The organism is Nocardia sp. NPDC059195, from assembly GCF_042754695.1.
Lineage (GTDB): Bacteria > Actinomycetota > Actinomycetes > Mycobacteriales > Mycobacteriaceae > Nocardia.
In genome coordinates this window covers 409,348-428,592 of record NZ_JBHZBG010000001.1, presented here as the reverse complement: position 1 = coordinate 428,592, position 19,245 = coordinate 409,348, and the positions used below count along the sequence as shown (strand labels likewise).

The 19,245-nt window shown below is 66.0% G+C and carries 16 protein-coding genes and 2 pseudogenes; 15 read left to right on the top strand and 3 right to left on the bottom strand.

What is annotated here, in order from left to right:
- The first annotated feature begins 546 nt into the window (after positions 1–546).
- Complete coding sequence (locus ACFXKN_RS01950; RefSeq protein WP_379432179.1) at positions 547–1,437, top strand: cyclopropane mycolic acid synthase family methyltransferase; 891 nt, start codon at positions 547–549, stop codon at positions 1,435–1,437.
- 22 nt (positions 1,438–1,459) lie between these two features.
- Here ACFXKN_RS01950 and ACFXKN_RS01945 read toward each other — a convergent pair whose 3' ends face one another.
- On the bottom strand, positions 1,460–3,280 hold the full coding sequence (locus ACFXKN_RS01945) for an ABC transporter ATP-binding protein (RefSeq protein WP_378949329.1): 1,821 nt from the start codon (positions 3,278–3,280) through the stop codon (positions 1,460–1,462).
- A 77-nt stretch (positions 3,281–3,357) separates the two neighbouring features.
- Between ACFXKN_RS01945 and ACFXKN_RS01940 the strand changes: the two genes are divergently transcribed.
- From ACFXKN_RS01940 to ACFXKN_RS01895, 10 genes and pseudogenes are all read left to right on the top strand, one after another.
- Positions 3,358–3,762, top strand: a complete 405-nt coding sequence (locus tag ACFXKN_RS01940; RefSeq protein ID WP_379432178.1) for a MarR family winged helix-turn-helix transcriptional regulator — start codon at positions 3,358–3,360, stop codon at positions 3,760–3,762.
- 384 nt (positions 3,763–4,146) lie between these two features.
- Complete coding sequence (locus ACFXKN_RS01935) at positions 4,147–4,770, top strand: TetR/AcrR family transcriptional regulator (RefSeq protein ID WP_378949319.1); 624 nt, start codon at positions 4,147–4,149, stop codon at positions 4,768–4,770.
- Between the two features lie 146 nt (positions 4,771–4,916).
- Positions 4,917–6,167, top strand: coding sequence for an alpha-hydroxy-acid oxidizing protein (locus tag ACFXKN_RS01930; RefSeq protein ID WP_378949770.1), 1,251 nt, complete (start codon positions 4,917–4,919; stop codon positions 6,165–6,167).
- A 110-nt stretch (positions 6,168–6,277) separates the two neighbouring features.
- Positions 6,278–7,087 carry an SDR family NAD(P)-dependent oxidoreductase gene (locus tag ACFXKN_RS01925; protein ID WP_378949316.1) on the top strand — a complete coding sequence of 270 codons (810 nt, stop codon included), beginning with the start codon at positions 6,278–6,280 and terminating at the stop codon, positions 7,085–7,087.
- Positions 7,088–7,229: 142 nt separating this feature from the next.
- Positions 7,230–7,640 carry a helix-turn-helix domain-containing protein gene (locus ACFXKN_RS01920; RefSeq protein ID WP_378949313.1) on the top strand — a complete coding sequence of 137 codons (411 nt, stop codon included), beginning with the start codon at positions 7,230–7,232 and terminating at the stop codon, positions 7,638–7,640.
- Positions 7,641–7,652: 12 nt separating this feature from the next.
- Positions 7,653–8,129, top strand: a pseudogene (locus ACFXKN_RS01915) (transcriptional regulator); the annotation flags it as partial.
- A gap of 181 nt (positions 8,130–8,310) precedes the next feature.
- Positions 8,311–9,117 carry an LppX_LprAFG lipoprotein gene (locus tag ACFXKN_RS01910; protein ID WP_378949310.1) on the top strand — a complete coding sequence of 269 codons (807 nt, stop codon included), beginning with the start codon at positions 8,311–8,313 and terminating at the stop codon, positions 9,115–9,117.
- A 252-nt stretch (positions 9,118–9,369) separates the two neighbouring features.
- A complete protein-coding gene (locus ACFXKN_RS01905; protein WP_378949303.1) occupies positions 9,370–10,836 on the top strand; it encodes a fatty acid desaturase in 1,467 nt (488 codons plus the stop codon).
- 46 nt (positions 10,837–10,882) lie between these two features.
- Positions 10,883–12,052: a type III polyketide synthase gene (locus ACFXKN_RS01900; protein WP_378949300.1), complete on the top strand. Its 1,170-nt coding sequence runs from the start codon at positions 10,883–10,885 to the stop codon at positions 12,050–12,052.
- A gap of 15 nt (positions 12,053–12,067) precedes the next feature.
- A complete protein-coding gene (locus ACFXKN_RS01895; protein ID WP_378949297.1) occupies positions 12,068–13,897 on the top strand; it encodes an ATP-binding cassette domain-containing protein in 1,830 nt (609 codons plus the stop codon).
- Positions 13,898–13,937: 40 nt separating this feature from the next.
- On the opposite strand, the pseudogene ACFXKN_RS01890 reads toward ACFXKN_RS01895, so the two are convergent.
- Positions 13,938–14,424 (bottom strand): annotated as a pseudogene (locus ACFXKN_RS01890) (hypothetical protein).
- 23 nt (positions 14,425–14,447) lie between these two features.
- Here ACFXKN_RS01890 and ACFXKN_RS01885 point away from each other — a divergent pair.
- From ACFXKN_RS01885 to ACFXKN_RS01870, 4 genes are all read left to right on the top strand, one after another.
- Entirely contained in the window at positions 14,448–15,782 is a 1,335-nt protein-coding gene (locus ACFXKN_RS01885; protein ID WP_379432177.1) for a TerD family protein, read from the top strand.
- 129 nt (positions 15,783–15,911) lie between these two features.
- A complete protein-coding gene (locus ACFXKN_RS01880) occupies positions 15,912–16,676 on the top strand; it encodes a MerR family transcriptional regulator (RefSeq protein WP_378949290.1) in 765 nt (254 codons plus the stop codon).
- Positions 16,677–16,916: 240 nt separating this feature from the next.
- On the top strand, positions 16,917–17,678 hold the full coding sequence (locus ACFXKN_RS01875) for an SDR family oxidoreductase (protein ID WP_378949287.1): 762 nt from the start codon (positions 16,917–16,919) through the stop codon (positions 17,676–17,678).
- 17 nt (positions 17,679–17,695) lie between these two features.
- Complete coding sequence (locus ACFXKN_RS01870) at positions 17,696–18,259, top strand: SDR family oxidoreductase (RefSeq protein ID WP_378949284.1); 564 nt, start codon at positions 17,696–17,698, stop codon at positions 18,257–18,259.
- Here ACFXKN_RS01870 and ACFXKN_RS01865 read toward each other — a convergent pair.
- On the bottom strand, positions 18,208–19,134 hold the full coding sequence (locus ACFXKN_RS01865) for a LysR family transcriptional regulator (protein WP_378949281.1): 927 nt from the start codon (positions 19,132–19,134) through the stop codon (positions 18,208–18,210). The two genes, ACFXKN_RS01870 and ACFXKN_RS01865, sit on opposite strands and share 52 nt — an antisense overlap.
- Between the last annotated feature and the right edge of the window lie 111 nt (positions 19,135–19,245).

Sequence of the window (19,245 nt, the reverse complement as noted above, 5' to 3'; positions counted from 1 at the left end):
GAGAACCCCTGCTACGAAAGGGTTCCCATGGCAATAACCAATGAGAATGATACTCTCCTGGGAGGGAAATCAGATATAGCTGAAGGAAGTCGACGAGTTCGGCACCCGGCGATCGCGAAGGTGCACGACCAGGGTGAGGATCAGGGCCTGGAGTGCCATGGAACTGGTCGAGGGTGTGGATCTGGCTCAACAACTCCGGGTGCACCGGCCACTCGAGCGCGCGGGTGGTCGCCGGTGCGCTGGATCGAGCGAACACGCAGGGGCCGGTGCGTCGCGATGTGAAGCCCGCCAACGGCGAAAGTGCCGGCTACTTTCCTGTTGAACCGCGACTGAATCGTTCGCCTTTATTTCAAGGACCGTAACCGCTCACGGTTGCATTCTTGATTCGCAATGTATGTGTGACCGATTTGTTTATCGGGTCGTCGGCGAAGACCGATTTCCGGGGGTTGCTGCGAGCGGTGCGGTGGTGGAGGCTGGATGATCATGTCCTGTGGTTACCTACCGGTGGTCGCGGGATCTCACCTCGATGGCGTGGAGGTTGTTGTCGTGAGTGGTCAGCGCCCGTTCTATACCGATGTCCAGTCTCACTATGATTTGAGTGATGATTTCTTCGGATTGTTCCTGGATCCGAGCCGTACCTATAGTTGCGCGTATTGGAAAGAGCCCGGTTACACCCTGGAACAGGCCCAGATCGCGAAGATCGATCTCGCGTTGGGGAAATGCGGGCTCGAGCCGGGTATGACGCTGCTCGATGTCGGGTGCGGGTGGGGCTCGACGATGCTGCGGGCCCTGGACACTTATCAGGTGAATGTGGTCGGGCTGACGTTGAGCCGCAATCAGTACGAATACGTATCGGATCTGTTGCGCGAGCGCGATGGCGGCGGTGGGCATGGTGAGGTGTTGTTGGCTGGGTGGGAGGAGTTCGAGGGCCGGGTCGATCGAATCGTGAGTATCGGGGCGTTCGAGCATTTCCGGACCGAGCGCTACGGCGATTTCTTCGACTTCGCTCGCCGGGCGATGCCCGCCGACGGGGTCATGCTGTTACACACCATCGTCGGATACGGGCGGGACCATCTGCGGGAGAACGGGATCCGATGGACCCGTGAGGACTTCGAGTTCATGCGGTTCATCCGTGAGACGATCTTTCCGGGTGGGCAGCTGCCCGTGCCATGGGGGAGTGACTCGCGCGGCGTACGCGAACGCGCCGAAGCCGGCGGTTTCACCGTCACGCAAATTCAGGCGCTGCAGTTGCATTACGCGACAACCCTCGACCATTGGGTCGCCGCGCTGACCGCGCACAACGACGAGGCGGTCGCGATCGCCGGGCAGGCCACGGTCGATAACTACCAGCGCTACCTGACCGGCAGCGCCGAGCGCTTCCGGGCCGGTCAGATCGATGTCATGCAGTTCACCTGCGCGAAAACACCGCCGGCATGACCCGCACGGTTCGGTCGTCCGCTCAGGCTGCCACGACCTCGGCGGCGCCGTTGAGTCGGGCGTAGCGTCCGCCGTCGTCGAGCAGTGTCGTGTGATCGCCGAGCTCGACCACCCGGCCATGGTGGAGTACCGCGATCTGGTCGGCGTCGCGGATGGTGCTGAGCCGGTGCGCGATCGTGATGACCGTGCGGCCCTGTGCGACCACGTCGATGGCGGCCTGCACCGCACGCTCGGTCTCGTTGTCGAGTGCACTGGTCGCCTCGTCGAGCACCAGCACGCGTGGGTCGCGCAACAGGGTGCGGGCCAGGGCGATCCGCTGTTTCTCACCGCCGGAGAACCGGTGACCGCGCGACCCGACCACGGTGTCGTAGCCCTGGGGTAGCGAGGCGATCAGCTCGTGTATCTGGGCGGCGCGGGCCGCGCGCTCGATCTCCGCGTCGGTGGCGCTGGGCGCGGCGTAGCGGAGGTTCTCGCGAATGGTCGTATGCAGTAGGTAGGACTCCTGCGACACCACGCCGACAATGCGAGCGAGGGTGCCGAGCTTCAGGTCGCGGACGTCGACGCCGTCGATGCTCACCCGACCGGCGGTCGCGTCGTGCAGTCGTGCGACGAGTGAGGCGAGGGTGGTCTTGCCGGAGCCGGTCTCGCCGACGAGCGCCAGCGTCGACCCAGGCGGCACGACGAGCGAGACGCCATCGAGCACATCGGGGCCCGCGGCGTCGTATCGGAAGCCGACCTCCTCGAACCGGACCTCGCCCACGACATCGCGCGGGTCCAGGTCGACCGGCTGGCTGGGCTCATCGATCTCGACCGGAAGGTCGAGGTAGCCGAAGATCCGGCTGAACAACGCCATCGAGCTGGTGACTTCGACACCCACGTTGAGCAGGGCCATCAGCGGCCTGAAGAGCCCGGCCTGCAGGGTGGTGAAGGCGACCAGGGTGCCGATCGTCATGCCGCTGCTGGTCGCCGGAAGACCGGCGGCGAGGTAGAGCAGGGCTGGGATGGCCGCGAAGAGGATGCTCATGGTGGCCATCCGCCAGCGGCCCGCGAGCTGTGAGCGCACTTCGAGGCCGACCAGGTCGTGCGAGGTCTTCTCGAAGTGGGCGGACGTGAGAGGGCCGGTGCCGAGGGTTTTGCCGAGCTGCACTCCGTTCACCGAAAGTCCCTCCTCGACTTGGCCGTGCAGGTCGGCGAGGTGGCGTTGGCGCTGGGCGGTGATGTCACGGCGAAGCAGGGCTACGCGTCGGGTCAGCCAGATCGCCGGTGGCAGCACCACCAGCGACAGCAGCGACAACCGCCACGACAGCACGGCCATCGCGATAGCCGTGCCGACCACAGTGGTGACGTTGCTCGCGATGGAGGTCGCGGTGCTGGTGACCACGGACTGCATGCCACCGACATCGTTGATCAGGCGGGACTGGACTTCACCGCCGCGGGTGCGGGTGAAGAAAGCCAGTGACTGCCGCTGCAGGTGACGGAACACGTCGGCACGCAGGACATGCATGACCTGCTGTCCGACAGTGGTGGAGATGAGCGTCTGGCCGACGCCGAGCACCGCGGTGAGCACGGTGACGGCGAGCATGCCGCCCACGGCCCAGAGCAGGAGCGAGACGTCCTGGTGCGGCAACGCGTCATCGATCACGAGTCGCAGCAGGAACGGCGAGGCGAGGCTGATCGTCGAACCCGCCACGATCAGGGCGGTCAGCAGGGTGAGCTGAAGCCGGTACGGCGCGAAAAGCGCGGCGATCCGGCGCAGGGACACGGGGGACTCGCGCAATTGTGCGCGGTCGGCCGGGTCGGGGCGGCGGGCACGTCCGCCGCCGGCGGAGTCTTTCACTTCCATATGCAACCCCCTTGGGTTGTGCTTATGCTGAGGTTACCTCACTATCTGGTAGGGGAAACAAAGCGAGAGGCGGGTTTATGCCCGACAACGACAGCGACCTCCTGATGCAGGTGGCCAGGACGCTGCGTCGGCGCTGGGCGGCGGCGTACGCGCCGATGGGGCTGACCCCGCACCAGGCACGCGCGCTTCGGGTGACCGGCGAGCAAGACGGTCTCCGGCTGTCGGCCCTCGCCGACGCATTGCGGATCAGCCCCCGCTCGGCCACGGAAGTGGTAGACGCACTCGAAAAGGCAGACTTGGTCGCTCGGCAGCCCGACCCGACAGACCGCCGCGCGATTCTCGTGGCGGTGACCGCGCGGGGCAGAAGGACCCTCGCCACCCTGGCCGCGGCCAGGACGAAGGACGCCGACGATTTCTTCGGAAGACTCACCGACCATGAGCGCGCCGCACTGCGGGACATTCTCGGCAAACTCGCCCGCTGAGGCGGGGCGTGGGGTGCGGTCCAGCCCTTTTCCTGCTCGACCGTCTCGAACAAACGGTCCAGATCATCGAGGTCGGCCGAATCGGCCTGCACGCCGGTCACATTCCGGCCGATCAGCTTGACGGCTTCGTCCAGCGCGTCCTTCCGCCGGCCCGAAATGAAGACGTGAGCTCCTTCGTCGACGAACTACTTCGCACCGGCCAGTGTCATACCACTTGTCGCGCCGGTGATCACCGCAACTTGCCATCGAGCTTTCCCACAACTACTCCATTCGCGCGCCACGCCGATGTTAAAGACACCAATTTGAGTGCTTAACGTAGCGAACAGCTACGCGGCGTGCAAGCTATGCACACCGATCGGTACCCGATTGGGCTAAGCTGGGCTTGTGACAGAGTTGGAGAAGGGGCCGCGAGGCCAGCGGCGCGGCAGGGGCGCACGAGAGCGCATCCTGAGCGCGTCACAACAACTGTTCCGCGATCAAGGCATCAGCTGCACCGGCATGGACCAACTCTGCACAGTGGCCGAGGTGTCCAAGCGCACGCTGTACCAGCACTTCACCGGCAAAGACGAGCTGATCGCCGAATGCCTACGCCGATTCGATCCCGACATCCTGCCCGAAGTGTTCGACCGCACCGATCTCACGCCTCGCGAACGACTTCTCGCCGTGTTCGACGTGCACTCGCCCCTGTGTCCATTCATCGCGGCGGCCGTCGAAATCCCCGACCCGGGCCACCCGGCACGCGTACTCGCCCGCGACTACAAAAATGGCTTTGCCGCCCGGCTCACCGATACCGCCCGCGAGGCAGGCGCCACCAACCCCGAGCAGCTCGGCGAGCAACTGGCGCTACTCCTGGACGGCGCCTCGGCCCGCGGCCGAGTCCTCAACACCGAAGCGTTCACCACCGCCGCCGCCATCGCAGCCCTCCTCGTCGACAACGCCCTCCCCGCGGCAGCGGCACCGGCTGACGCAAGCGCGGTCGAGCAGTACGACCAGGGTGTGGTCAGGTGAATTAGAGCCGATCGCGACGAGACGTGATGGGTATCGGCGTCCATAGAAATGCGTGCTTCGGTGCCGGGAGGCTGCGCGGGCGCGTCGGCTGGCTCAGCTGCCCCCGCCCGGCCCCGCGGCGTGTCCCTGGTTCCGAAAGTAGGCTGATGAAACGACAATTGCCCAAACCCCGCGACCTCGCGCCGCTGCTGCAGTTCAAGCGGCCGCAGCTGAACGGAAAAAAGCGGCGATTGGCCGCGGCGCTGACGATCGAGGATCTGCGCGCGATCGCCAAACGGCGCACTCCCACCGCTGCCTTCGACTACACCGACGGTTCGGCCGAAGCAGAGCTGTCGATCGCTCGCGCGCGCCAAGCGTTTCTCGACATCGAGTTCCACCCCGCGATCCTGCGCGACGTTTCGACGATCAGCACCACTCGAGAGGTTTTGGGCGCGCCTGTTTCGCTGCCTTTCGGAATCGCGCCTACGGGTTTCACCCGGATGATGCAGACCGAAGGCGAGTACGCGGGTGCCAGGGCGGCGGGTCGAGCGGGCATCCCGTTCTCGCTGTCGACCATGGGGACCGCATCCATCGAAGATGTCGCGGGTGCGAACCCGCACGGTCGCAACTGGTTTCAGCTGTACATGTGGAAGGACCGCGACCGCTCGATGGCACTGGTGGAGCGCGCCGCCGCAGCAGGCTACGACACGCTGCTGGTCACCGTGGACGTGCCGGTGGCGGGAGCACGCCTGCGCGACAAGCGAAACGGCATGTCGATACCGCCCGCGCTGACACCGTCCACCGTGCTCGATGCCCTGCCACGGCCACAGTGGTGGTTCGACTTCCTCACCACCGAACCGCTCGCCTTCGCGTCGTTGGATCGGTGGTCCGGCACCGTGGCCGAACTGCTCGACACGATGTTCGATCCCACCGTCACCTTCGCCGACCTCGCCTGGATCCGCGATCAGTGGCCCGGAAAGGTCGTTGTCAAAGGAGTACAGACGCTGGCGGACGCGCGTGCACTGGTCGAGATCGGTGTCGACGGCATCGTTGTCTCCAATCACGGTGGCCGCCAACTGGATCGCGCGCCGATCCCGTTCCACCTCCTGCCTACGGTGGCCGCGGAACTCGGCCGCGACACCGAGATCATGATCGACACCGGAATCATGTCCGGTGCCGATATCGTCGCCTCGATCGCGCTGGGCGCGCGGTTCACCCTCATCGGCCGTGCCTACCTCTACGGCTTGATGGCCGGCGGCGAAGCCGGTGTGGACCGTGCGATCGAGATCCTGTCCGAACAAGTCGAACGCACCATGCGGCTGCTCGGCGTCACTTGTCTGGACGAGCTCACGCCCCAGCACGTCACGCAGCTGACCAGACTTGCACCACGATCGTTGCCGCTGCCCGGTCGGACCTGAATTCCGACTCAGCGACCGTGACCGTCGCGCGCCCCGCACTGACCGATCGGGCCGCCTGCCGGTCATCAGGCTCTGCGTAGGTGGGCGTCGCTCACCCTAGGCTGGGGCGCATGAGTCTTCCCTCGCCTGCCGCCGACTGCACCGCGATCGTCACCGGCGCGTCCTCGGGCATCGGCGCCGCCCTGGCCCGTGAGCTGGCCGGGCGCGGACACCAGGTCACGCTGGTCGCACGCAGCGCCGACAAGCTGGCCGAACTGGCCGCCGAGATCACCGCGACCGGAGGCCGCGCCGATATCCTCGCCGCCGACCTCGGCGACCGCGAGGCCCGCGCCGCGCTGCTCGGTCGCGTCGAAGCGCTCGGTCTCGCGCCCTCGATCCTGGTGAACTGCGCCGGAATCTCCACTCTCGGCCCCGTGCACAAGGCCACCCCGGATGCCGAGATCGCGATGGTCGAACTCGATGTGGTCGCGGTCGTCGATCTGTGCACCCGCTTCCTGCCCGCGATGGTGGCCCGTGGCACGGGAGCGGTGCTCAATGTCGCCTCCACCGGCGCGTTTCAGCCGCTACCCGGCCAGGCCGGGTACGGCGCGAGCAAGGCGTTCGTGCTGTCCTACACGCTGAGCCTGTCCGGCGAACTGCGCGGCACCGGCGTCACCGCGACCGTGCTGTGCCCCGGGCCGGTCGATACCGGTTTCGGCGAGCGTGCCGGCTTCACTTCCGAGGAGGCGCACGCCGCGCTGCCGGCCGTCATGTGGAAATCACCGGAGACGGTGGCCCGCGTCGGCATCAGCGGCCTGGCCAAGGGCGCCATGGTCGCTATCCCGGGCCTGGCCAACCGCGCGGCCGCCGCGTTGGTGCCCTTCCTGCCGAAACGTCTTCTGGTGCCCATCCTTTCGCGCCAGCACCCAGGGCTGCGCTGAGCTGGTCGACTATTCGCACCCGCGACTATGTGTGGCGCCGGGCCCGGGCCGGTCGCCGAGGAGGGCGGCGAACGCCGACCCGCGTCGATCCGGGTATCAGCACCACCTGGATACCAGGACCAGCATCGGCGACGATGGTGGGATGAGTGAAGTGGTCGACATGCGCTCGGTGCGCACCGAGCGCCGAGCCCAACTCGGTGCGTTCCTGAAGTCGCGCCGCGCCAAGATCACCCCGGGTGACGTCGGCTTGCCGCCGGGTTCACGCCGACGCACCCCCGGCTTGCGCCGCGAAGAGGTCGCCCAGCTTTCGGGCATCGGAGTTACCTGGTACACGTGGTTGGAACAGGGCAGGCCGATCAATGCGAGCGTCCAGGTGCTCGACGCGGTGGCGCGCACGCTCGAGCTCGACCACGCGGAGAAAGTGCACCTGTACCGGCTCGCGGATGTGCCGTCGGTGCCGGCTGCGCCGGAGCCGTCGATGATGCCGCCGGGCCTGCCGATGATCTTGGACCAGCTCTCGCCGCTGCCCGCCGTGCTGCTCGATTCCAAGTAGAACGTCCTAGCGCACAACGACGCCTATCGCGCGCTGTTCCCCGGCCTCAGCGACGATGGCAGCAATGTCCTGCGAACGGTGTTCCTGACGCCCGAGTGCTGTAACCCCTATCAGCACAACATCGATGACCAGCGCCGCATGGTCGCCTATTTGCGTGGCGCCTACGTCCGACACCTCGACGACCCGACGTGGCAGGCGCTCGTCGACGAATTATGTGAGGCCAGTGCCGAATTCGCCGGGATGTGGGCCCGCAACGATGTCGCGGTGCCGGTGAACCTGATCAAGGTGATCCAGCACCCCGCGGTCGGCGAGCTCGCGACGCACCTCACGATGATGGCGCTGCCCGCCACCGACGGCGAATGGATCCAGATCTTCACTCCGGTAGACGCGGCGGAGGCCGCGAAACTGTCCGTGCTACTGGCGATGTCGGACGAAGCGCGGTTGCGCCCGGTCGACGAGCATCGGCGGCGGTTCCACGCGGTCGGCTGACCTGGGGCAATGGGGCATCTCGACTGGTCTCAGATATCCGAAACAGTCAGTCCGTGTAGACAACTCGCAAATCGAGTTCCTCGGGTACTATCGCCGACGGGGGAGCACGAGAGATGAACGATGGTCTTCGGCTGCCTCATACCGATATACGACCATCTCCAGGGGATGAAACTTGATCGACATGACACCGAACCCCACCTCGCGTCGGCGCTTCGCGCGACGTTCCGGCATCACTTCGGTCGTCGCGGCGGCGGCGGTCTGCGCGGCCCTCGTATCCGGCTGCACGAAAGACGATTCGGCCACCACGGCGGGCCCGGCGCCCACCGGCCAGCTGCCCGAGGGCGCACAGATCGTGAAGGAGTCGGCGAAGACCACGCAGACCCTGCACAACGTGCACCTGAAGATCAACGTCAAGAACCTGCCCGACCTGCCGGTGGAAACCGTCTCCGCCGACGTCACCAATGAGACCCAGGGCTCCGGGGCCGCGATGGGTGAGGCGAAGGTCAAGCTCACCCCCGACGCCTCCTTCACCGAGGCGAAGTTCCTGGTGGTGGACAAGGTCCTGTACACCCAGACCGGCGGCCGCTACGTGCCGGCGGGTCCGGCCGAGAAGGTCTACGATCCGGGCGTCATCCTGGACAAGGACAAGGGCATCGCGAATGTGATCGCCAATATCCAGAACGCGAAGACCGAGGGCCGCGAAGTGATCGACGGTATCAACACCGTCAAGGTCTCCGGCACCATCGACGCCGCCGTGATCGACCCGATCGTGCCGCGCATCGGCCAGAACGCGGGCACCATGCCGATCACCGTGTGGATCCAGGACACCGCCCCGCCGGCCTCCGATTCCACCAAGCCCTCGGACGCGCCCTCCACCGGCGACGGCCCGAATCTCGTTCGCGCCGTGGTGAAGAAGGATCAGGGCGAGGTCACCGTCGGCCTGTCGAACTGGGCCGAGCCGGTCAACATCATCAAGCCCGCCGGCTGATACTCGCCGGTACTACCGGATCAACCCACACCGGTCCGGGGTCAGCGGAACCTGGCACGCAGTGCCCTCCGCAGCCCCGGGCCGGTGTGTCGTCTGGGTGTCGCCAGCGGTAAGCGAATCACGAACGCACCAGTGCGCATCCAATAAGAGAATGTTCAGCGAGATGCAAGGCGCCACAAGGACTATACGTGTCGGGACGCTGGTCGGCAGGCAACACGCATCGGACGCCGATCGGACACGGAGGAAGAACTAATGACGATCGATGATCGACCGGATGAAGCGGAGCGCGAGCTCCCGCCACCGCCCGGTCCGGGGGGTCGGCCTCCCGTCAACAACGTATGGGTTTATAACGGCAGAGCCTACGACCTGAGTGACTGGATCTCCAAGCATCCAGGCGGTGAATTCTTCATCGGCCGCACGAAAAATCGCGACATCACCTCGATCATCGGTTCCTACCATCGTGATCCGGAAAAAATCGCGCGGATGATCGAGCGTTACAGTCTCGGTCGCGATGCCACGCCCGAGGACATCCATCCCAAGAACAACGCCCCCGACTTCCTGTTCAAGGACGGCTTCAACAGCTGGGACGACACCCCGAAGTACAAGTTCGACAACAAGTCCGATCTGCTGCACCAGGTGAAGGCCCGGCTCAAGGAGCCCGAGCTGGCGGCGCGCCTGCAGCGGATGGATCGCGCGTTCAACATCGTCGTCGGTGTGCTGATCTTCGCCTACATCGCCGTGCAGGCGTTGCGTCTCTACGACACGAGCTGGATGCCGTTGCCCGCCTTCGTGATCGCGATGGTGCTGCTGCGCAGCTCGCTGGCAGGCTTCGGCCACTACGCGATCCACCGCGCGCAGAAGGGCCTGAACAAGTACGCGGTCAACGCGTTCGACATGAACTATGTCGCACTGTCTTTCGTCACCGCCGACGGCCACGCGCTGCTGCACCACCCGCACACCCAGAGCGAAGTCGACATCAAGAAGAACGTCTTCACGATGATGATGCAGATTCCGCGCCTGTACCGGGTGCCGGTGCACACGGTGCACAAGTTCGGACATCTGTTGACGGGCATGATCATTCGGCTTCTCGATGTCTGCCGGCTCACCCGCAAGGTGGGCATCAAGGACATGTACGGCAGCTGGCGTGGTGCGCTGCCGCACTTCATCGGCTCGTTCGGGATGCGGTTCCTGCTGGTGGCCGAGTTCGTGGCCTTCGCCTTCGCGGGCGACCTGCTCGCCTGGGGCCTGCAATTCGTGATCACGCTGTGGATCAGCACCTTCATGGTGGTGGCCAGCCACGACTTCGAGGTCCCGATCGAGGAACTGCACACCGAGACCGAGGACTGGGCGGTGAACCAGCTCGAGCAGGCCTACGACCTGACCGTGGTCGGCAACAAATATGTCGACTGCTTCCTCTCGGCCGGCCTGAGCTCGCACCGCGCGCATCACGTACTTCCGTTCCAGCGCAGTGGGTTCGCCAATATCGCGTCGGAGAACGTGGTGCGTGAGGAGGCCGCGAAGTTCGGCGTGGAGTGGCTGCCCGCCAAGAGCTTCTTCGGAGATCGTTTCCCCAAGCTGTGCCGGACCTATCTGCTCGCGCCCTCCCGTGAGGCGCAGGAGAACCGGTGGGGTTTCGTGCGCGAACACTGCGCACCGTCAGCGCTGAAGACCTGCGTCACCTATACCGCGCAGGGCTTCTCCGGCATCGGAACCGTCTGACCCGGCCCGCTGCCGCATCTGTTCTGTCTCGAAAGGATTTGTGCCCGTGTCTGTTTCCTTTGACCTGCTCCACACGCCCGACGTCGAGCGCGGGCACGACCTGCTACCACCCACGCCGCCGACGACCGTCGGCGTGATCGAGGCGGTCGCCACCGGTTCGCCCTCGCGAGTCGTCGATCAAGCCGTGAACGCGGGCCGGGTCGCCGAACTGTTCTCCGATCCCGTTCAGCGCCAGCGTATTCCGCGCATCTACGCCAAGACCCGGATCGACACCCGCCACCTGGCCATCGACCCGCTCGCCCCCGAGTTCCTCGAGTTCAGCCGCAGGCCCGGCACCATCCGGGAGCGGATGAACCTGTTCGTCGAGCACGCTGTGCCGTTGGCGGTCGACGTGGCACGGCGCGCGGTCGCCGGGCTGGAGAACCCGGCCGACGACATCGGCCAGCTGATCTTCGTCACCAGCACCGGCTTCATCGCCCCCGGCGTCGACGTCGCGGTGGTCAAGCAGTTGGGTCTGTCGCCGACGGTGGGCCGGATGGTCATCAACTTCATGGGCTGCGCCGCGGCCATGAACGGCATTCGCGCCGCCGTCGACTACGTCCGGGCCCATCCGGACAAGAAGGCGATGGTGCTGTGCATCGAATTGAGTTCGGTCAACGCCGTTTTCGACGACGACGTCAACGACGTGATCACCCACAGCCTGTTCGGTGACGGCTGCGGTGCGGTGGTGATCGGCGCCAACCAGGTGCACAAGCCACTCGCGGCCGGCAGCGTCGTGATCCGCGACAGCTTCAGCCACCTGTTCGACGACGCCGAGGACGGCATCGTGCTCGGCGTGAAGGACGCGGGCATCACCTGCGAACTGGCGACCAGCCTGCCCGACTACATCTACCGCGGTGTCGACCCGGTGGTCTCGGAAGTGCTGGCGCGCAACGGACTCGGCAAAACCGATATCGAGTTGTGGGCGATCCACCCCGGTGGTCCCCGCATCATCGAGGAGTCGGCGCGTTCGCTCGGCATCCCCACCGAGCTTGCCGCGCCGAGCTGGGAGGTGCTCGCCGAGCACGGCAACATGCTCAGTGTCTCGCTGATCTTCGTGTTGGAGCGGATGATCCGCGACGCGCAGACGGCGGCACCGATCTCGACCGGTGTGGCGTTCTCGTTCGCACCCGGTGTCACCCTCGAGGGCATCGTGTTCGATGTCATCCGCAGCTGAGAGCGCAGTCACGTCATGCATCTGCTCCGTTTTCTCGCCGCGCTCTCGCCGGCCAGGATCGCGGCCGTCGTCGCCGCGGGCCTGATCTGCGGCGCCGCCAACACCTACCTGGTCACGCTGATCAACGCGGTCGTCTCGCCGCGCCCGCAGCCGGACAACCTGCTGCTCCACTTCGGGGCCACGGGTCTGGTGATCCTCGTCAGCGGTGTGCTGTCGCAGGTTCTGCTGATCCGGCTCTCCCAGGACGCGATCTACCGGCTGCGCAGCGATCTGAGCTCCGGAATCGTCTCCGCCCCACTGGAACACCTCGAACGGCTCGGCATGCATCGTCTGATGGCGACGCTCACCGAGGACGTGCGTTCGCTGTCGCAGGCCGTCACCGCCATCCCCTCGATCTGTGTGGATGTGGCGACGATCGTCGGCTGCTTCGTGTTCCTCGCCGTGGTGTCGGGACCGATCTTCGCGGTCACGGTGGGCGGCACGCTGGTCGGCATCGCGTGTGTGGAACTGGTCCTCAAGCGCGTCCGCGGTATCTACCGGGAAGCCCGTGAGAACGAGGACGCGCTGCTGCGATCGTTCCAGGCCGTCACCCTCGGCATCAAGGAACTGAAGCTGCACCGTGGCCGTCGCCGCGACTTCATGGACCGGCACCTGCTCGGTTCGGCGGGCACGCTGCGCGATCAGAACACCGACGCGGGCTCGAAGTTCTCCTACGCCCAAGGCTTCGGCCAGGCGTTGCAGCTGGGCACGATGGCGCTGATCCTGTTCGTCATCGCGGCCGCACTGGATCTGCCGCGCGAGACGATGGTCGGCTACGTGCTGGTCACCACCTTCTTGGCGATGCCGATGCAGAACTTCATGCACCGCATCCCCGATCTGCTGCGTGGTGATGTGGCACTGGCCAAGATCCGGGCGATGAACCTGTCGATGACGACGCTGCACGACGAGGAGTCGCTGCCGTATTCGGAGCGTCCAGCGGCAGGGGAGGCCAAGCTGGAACTGACGAACGTCAGCTACATCTATCGTTCGGAGGCGCCGTCTCTGGTGCCACCGCCGCCGGGATCGCACGGGCCGGGTGGACCTCCGCCGCGTCCCGGGATGCCGCCGCGTGAGGGCAAACCGGGACATCCGCATCCCGCCCACCCCGGTGCGCATCCGGGTGGCGGCGGTCCGGTGGATGTGAACGGCAAGAAGTGGGTCGACCATGGTGGCGCCGATGTGCGTCCGCTGGCTCCGCCCGGACTCGATGAATCCGGCGACGCCGGTTTCCGGCTCGGACCGATCGACCTGGTTTTCGAACCCGGCCAGATCACGTTCATCGTCGGTGGCAACGGCAGCGGGAAGTCGACGCTGGCCAAGCTGATCACCGGTCTGTATGTGCCACGCTCGGGGTCGTTGTCGCTCAACGGGGAGAGGATCGACCACGACAATATCGAGTGGTACCGACAGAATTCGTCTGCGGTGTTCACCGATTTCCATCTGTTCGAGGACTACCTGGGTTTCGACCGCCCTGGTATCGACGCCGAAGTCCAGCGTTATCTCGACGAGTTGCAGATCGCGCACAAGGTGACCGTGCAGGACGGGCGGTTGTCGACTGTCGACTTGTCGCAGGGGCAGCGCAAGCGCCTGGCCTTGCTCACGGCCCTGCTCGAAGACCGCCAGATCTACGTCTTCGACGAATGGGCCGCCGATCAGGAGCCGCGCTTCCGCGACGTGTTCTATCACGAGATCCTCACGGATCTGAAGCGCCGTGGAAAGACCGTCATCGTGATCACCCACGACGACCGGTACTTCGGTTGCGCCGATCAATTGGTGAAGCTCGACCTCGGCCTCGTCGCCGTGTAGTGCGTGAACGCCGGTCCTGCGGGGCCGGCGTTCTCGCGTGTCAGGCGATATCCCGGTACTCGGCGAGGCGGCGTGGCATCGGCGGCCGGTCAGCGAGGCTGACCTCGGAAGGTGTTCGTCGCCAACCGGATTCATCAGGCAGGAACGGGACCAGACCGACCCCGGAATCGCGGATGCCGAGTCGATCGAGCAGAGTCGCCACCACCTGTCGGCTCATCACCGCGAGTTCGTGCGTCGACCGATTGCGGTGTACGCGGATCCCGAGGTCGACCGCCACAGCACCTCACCCTTGCCCGGCCGCACCGCGACTCCGGGCAAGGCCTCCTCCCGCGTGTAGACCGCGGCCCCGGCGCCCGTGCCCGCGCGATGGTGCGATCAGCGGACCCGGCATCGACCACGATCAACTCGTCCACCAGCCCACCGAGCAGCGGCCGAACAGCACCAACCACCCCGGCGATACCTACAGGTCCGGGGCCGTCGCTGAGCGCGGGACCATCGGCGGACTCTGCGGGTACCGTGGGGCTCAGTCGACTGGCGGAGGGGCAGAATCATGAGTGGGAGTGCGACAACGATGGTCGAGGTTTCCAAAGGGTCCAAGACCGATCTCGTCGACGGGCAGTACACGGTGCGCCTGGATCTCGACAGTCCGGCCGGGGCGGTGGACATTGCCGCGGTGCTGTTGACCGCCGACGGCAAGGTGCGCTCCGATGCCGACTTCGTGTTCTTCAACAACCCGGCGGCATCCGGTGTTCGGTTGGAGTCCGATGCTGTTGTCGCGGTCGATCTTTCGGCCCTGCCTGCCGAGATTCACCGGGTGGTGATCACCGGAAGTACTGAGGCGCAGGGGATTCGGTTCGGTGCGGTGGCCGGGCTTCGGGTTTCCGCCGTCGGCGCGAGTCAATCGGTGAGTTTCGTGCCACCGGGCCTGGATTCGGAGACGGTGCTGCAAGCTGTCGCGCTGTACCGCCGGGGGAGTGGGTGGCGGCTCGATGCGATCGGCCAGGGGTATAGCGCCGGACTGGCGGCCTTCGCGACCGATCACGGCATCGTCGTCGATGCGGAAGAAGAGCCGGCCGAAGTGCAAGCCACTCCGAGCGTGACCGAAGTGCCTGCGGCGCAGAGTGTTACGCCCCCTGCGCCGTCGGTCGATCTCCGCAAAGTCGATGTCGTGCTGACCAAGGATTCGCCAGACCGCCGCGCGACCATCGACCTCCGCAAGGGCGATCCCGGCTATGTGCTGACCGTCGGCCTCGAGTGGGATGGTCGTGGCGCGAAATACGACGCGAACGGCCGCGTCACCGAGTTCGGCACGGGCGACCTGGACGTGTACTTCTTCTGCCGCAACGAGATCACCGGCGACTACGTGGTCCTCAGCGGCGAGAAGGGCCACCAGGGCGACATCACGCAGTGGCCGTTCATCCACCACCAGGGTGACACCCGCGGCCCCGGCGCGAACAACCTCCCCGCCACCGAACAGGTCACCGTCCGCCCCACCGAGAACGGCGACCTCCTTCTCAACGTCTACCAATCCGTCGACAACGGAGCGGGCGCCATCGACAAGTTCGGCAAACCCCGTGTCCGCGTCCGCTACGGCCGCCCCGGCCCCGACGGGCTCCCCGACAAGGACGCCGATCAGATCACCGTCATCATCGGCAACGGCAAAAGCTCCTTCTGGGCCACCGTCGCCCATATCGACGTTCGCGACGGCATCCTCACCGTCGACGGCACCATCCACTACAGCCGCGCCTTCAGCGAACGCATGCCCGTCCTCGACACCGATGGCACCTGGGTCCGCTCGGCCAAGAACGGCCCCGTAGGCCGCAGCAAGAAGGCCAGCGGCCTCGGCTTGAGCCGCTACGAAGGCCAGTGCCCGACCCCTCGCTGAGGTCGATAATCAGCTGAACGGCAATGCGTCCCAGGTCGGATTCGACGGGCGCACATCGGGCTTGCACCTGACGTAAGGTGAGGTTCTACCGTCGATCACACCAGCGCACAATGCGCCGGTGGAAGTGGGATGAAACGGATGGACCAGCGCGGTACCGGGCGTGTGTGGAAGGTCGGTGAGCTCGCGGCCGAGGCCGGACTGACTGTGCGGACGCTGCATCATTACGACCGGATCGGGTTGGTGCACCCCGCAGCGCGGACCAGCACCGGCCACCGGATCTACACCGCGAGCGATGTCGAGCGTCTCTACCAAGTGCTGGCTCTGCGTCAGCTGGGCCTCGGCCTGGACCAGATCGCGGACCTGCTCGAGGGTGTCGTGGCGATGCCGCAGGTGCTGGCTGCACATCGTGACTACTTGGCCGTGCAGCTTGCTGCGACCCGGGATCTACATGCCCTGGTCGCGGCACTGACCGCCACGGCGGAGAGCAGGTCGGACACATCCGCGGATCACTTCCTGGAACTGATCAGGAGAACCGTCATGGTCGACGACACCATCAAGGAATACTTCACCGAGGCGCAGCTGACCCAGCTCGCGCTGCGCCGGGAGACGCTCGGTGAACAGCACATTCAGCAAGCAGAGGCAGACTGGGCCGAGCTGATCCCCGAGGTCGACGCGGCGATCGCCGCGGGAATGGACCCGACCGCACCCGAGGCGCAGCGAATGGCGGCGCGGTGGATGGAGCTCTTGGATGAGTTCCATGGTGGGGATCCAGGCCTGCGCGACAGCATGTATCGGATGCAGGCCGAGGAGTCCAACCGCATCGAGAGCGAATTCTGCGGACCGTCGCCCACGCAGATCGATTTCATCACGGCCGCGAACGCCGCTCGGGGGTAGCGGGCGCCGCCGTACGAAGGACGGCGTCGAAAGCAGTCGCGTGGATCGACCCGATGATCGCAACACCCGTCCAATGATTGAGCTATTGCCAGGCGGTAAAGGAATCCCCTATGGCGTCTGCTGAATATTCGTCTTTGCCTCTCGTTCTATTGCGGACATACCGTGAAACAGCTCGACGAGGTATTCAGTGCGATCTCCTTTCGTCGATCCGATAAATGCGCAATCGAGAGGACTGCTGGCATGAGCACGATCGAGAAAAATTCGGGAGAACTCGCAGGGAAACGCGCACTGGTGACAGGAGGTACGCGCGGAATCGGAGCGGCTGTTGTGCGCCAACTTCTGAATGCGGGTGCCGCGGTGCTCACGACCGCACGGTCGGCGACGAGCGCGGCACCGGAGGGAGCAGCCTTCGTGGCAGCCGATGTGCGGACACAGACTGGGGCGCAAGCGCTTTCGGCGGCCGCGCAGGAGGTGCTCGGTGGGGTGGATATCCTGGTCCATAACGCGGGCGGCGCGGCGCCGTACCAAGGCGCGCTGGCGATCCCGGACGAGGTCTGGCAGCACGCGCTCGACCTGAACTTCCTGGCTTCGGTGCGGCTGGACTCGCTGCTGGCGCCGGGGATGCGGGAACGCGGTTCGGGGATGATCGTACATATCTCCTCGGCCGCGGTTCCCACTGTGGCGCCGCCATTTCTGCACTACACGACCGCGAAGGCGGCGCTGGAGAACTACAGCCGGGGACTGGCCGCGGAGCTGGCCCCGTTCGGAATTCGGGTCAACACAGTGTCTCCTGGCAGAACCACCACTCCCGGCGGCGAAGCGACGCGCGAGCAATGGGCGCGACTGAACGAGGGGCCGGGCCAGGACAACACCAGTCCACCGCTGGGTCGTGATGGTCACCCCGACGACATTGCCCACGCGGTGCTGTTTCTCGTGTCCCACCGGGCGAGCTGGCTTACCGGGAGCAGCCTCGTCGTCGACGGCGGCGAATTCCCCAGGTAATTGCGGTCCGAGGCGATGTGGCCGTATCGGCCGATCTAGATTCGCTGGCAGACCGGGTGCAGACCGAACTGGGCACGATCGATGCGCTGTTCGTGAACGCGGGCATCGCCACTCTCACGCCGTTCGAGTCGACGACCGAGCAGATGTTCGACGAACTGTTCGGGATCAACGTCAAGGGCGCGTTCTTCACGGTGCAGAAGCTTGCCCCGCTGCTCAGCGCGGGCGCGGGCGTCGTCCTCACCACCTCGAACGCTAACGTCATGGGATTGCTGGAGACCAGCGTCTACGCGGCGGGCAAAGCGGCGCTGCGCTCGATGGCCCGCACCCTCTCGGGTGAGTTGCTTCCGCGCGGAATCCGGGTCAACGCGATCAGTCCCGGTCCCATAGATACGGGAATTCTGGAGAATTCGATGACCGCGGCGGCCGCCGCGCAACTCAAAGCGGAAATGGTTGCCGGAAATCCTATGCGGCGTTTCGGCACCCCCGACGAAATTGCTAGGGCTGCAGCTTTTCTCGCTTTCGACGCCACTTACGCGGCCGGTATCGAATTCGTCATGGACGGAGGTGCTACCCAGCTCTGAGCGGGCTGGTGCCAACTCTCGTTACGCAGGAGTTCCAGCAGCGCCGTCTCCGCCGGGCCAGCGTCCTGGCGGAGCACGGCGACGACGGGCTGGGACACCGCCGGGGCCACGGGGCGGGCGAGATGCTCGTACCCGTGGGGGACTGCGGAGGCGGGGACGAGAGTCACGCCCAGTCCGTTCGCGGCCCAGCGGGCAGCCGTGACGGTTTGAGACACGCGGGCGGCTGTAGTCGGGGTCAGCGTGTTGTCGCGCAGCACGCCCGTCAACACGCCGTCGAGCGCGCTGTCGGGTTCGAACCGCACCCACGATTCCCCTTCCAGCTCGTGCAGCTCGACCCGGTCCGCGGCGAGCAGCCGGTGCCCGGCGCCCAGCATCACGACGAACTCTTCGTGGCCGAGGTTGTGGGCGTCGGCGGGGCCGCGATCGCACGCCGCCATCAGGGTGAGGTCGAGTACGCCTTGACGACACAGCCGCTCCAGTTCGGCGGAACTCGGCTCCTCGAAGACAGTGACCTCGAGCCGAGGAAAGCGACGGCGCAACGAGGCGAGCACGACTGGCAGCTGCCGCGTGCCGAACCCCATCTGCGCGGCGACCACCAACTCGCCCACCAGCTCATCGGCAGCGGCGCGAGCCGTCGCGCGCGCCCGCCGCGACGCGCTCACCGCCACCTCCGCCTCCCGCAGGAACGCGCGACCGACCACTGTGGGCACCAGCCCGGTCGGTGTCCGGGCGAACAGCGTCACCCCGAGCTCCCGCTCGAGGTTGCGGATCTGCTGGGACATCGACGGTTGCGCGACATGCATCATCGCCGCCGCCGCCGTCACAGAACCTGCCTCGGCAACGGCCAGGGCGTACTCGAACTGACGAAGGCTCATCGGCACCCCTTCCCTTCGTGGGCCGGACCGCCGCCCGAACCCGATCAATCGCTGCAACAACAAGTGCTACAACGCCGCCGGCGGTGCGTTTACTCCATTGCCGTCCTGACG

What these genes read in the sequence shown, in the direction of transcription:
- ACFXKN_RS01945 (WP_378949329.1), bottom strand. Translation starts at nt 3,280, where the DNA reads ATGGAAGTGAAAGACTCCGCCGGCGGCGGACGTGCCCGCCGCCCCGAC.
- ACFXKN_RS01940 (WP_379432178.1), top strand. Translation starts at nt 3,358, where the DNA reads ATGCCCGACAACGACAGCGACCTCCTGATGCAGGTGGCCAGGACGCTG.
- ACFXKN_RS01930 (WP_378949770.1), top strand. Translation starts at nt 4,917, where the DNA reads ATGAAACGACAATTGCCCAAACCCCGCGACCTCGCGCCGCTGCTGCAG.
- ACFXKN_RS01925 (WP_378949316.1), top strand. Translation starts at nt 6,278, where the DNA reads ATGAGTCTTCCCTCGCCTGCCGCCGACTGCACCGCGATCGTCACCGGC.
- ACFXKN_RS01920 (WP_378949313.1), top strand. Translation starts at nt 7,230, where the DNA reads ATGAGTGAAGTGGTCGACATGCGCTCGGTGCGCACCGAGCGCCGAGCC.
- ACFXKN_RS01910 (WP_378949310.1), top strand. Translation starts at nt 8,311, where the DNA reads ATGACACCGAACCCCACCTCGCGTCGGCGCTTCGCGCGACGTTCCGGC.
- ACFXKN_RS01905 (WP_378949303.1), top strand. Translation starts at nt 9,370, where the DNA reads ATGACGATCGATGATCGACCGGATGAAGCGGAGCGCGAGCTCCCGCCA.
- ACFXKN_RS01895 (WP_378949297.1), top strand. Translation starts at nt 12,068, where the DNA reads ATGCATCTGCTCCGTTTTCTCGCCGCGCTCTCGCCGGCCAGGATCGCG.
- ACFXKN_RS01885 (WP_379432177.1), top strand. Translation starts at nt 14,448, where the DNA reads ATGAGTGGGAGTGCGACAACGATGGTCGAGGTTTCCAAAGGGTCCAAG.
- ACFXKN_RS01880 (WP_378949290.1), top strand. Translation starts at nt 15,912, where the DNA reads ATGAAACGGATGGACCAGCGCGGTACCGGGCGTGTGTGGAAGGTCGGT.
- ACFXKN_RS01875 (WP_378949287.1), top strand. Translation starts at nt 16,917, where the DNA reads ATGAGCACGATCGAGAAAAATTCGGGAGAACTCGCAGGGAAACGCGCA.
- ACFXKN_RS01865 (WP_378949281.1), bottom strand. Translation starts at nt 19,134, where the DNA reads ATGAGCCTTCGTCAGTTCGAGTACGCCCTGGCCGTTGCCGAGGCAGGT.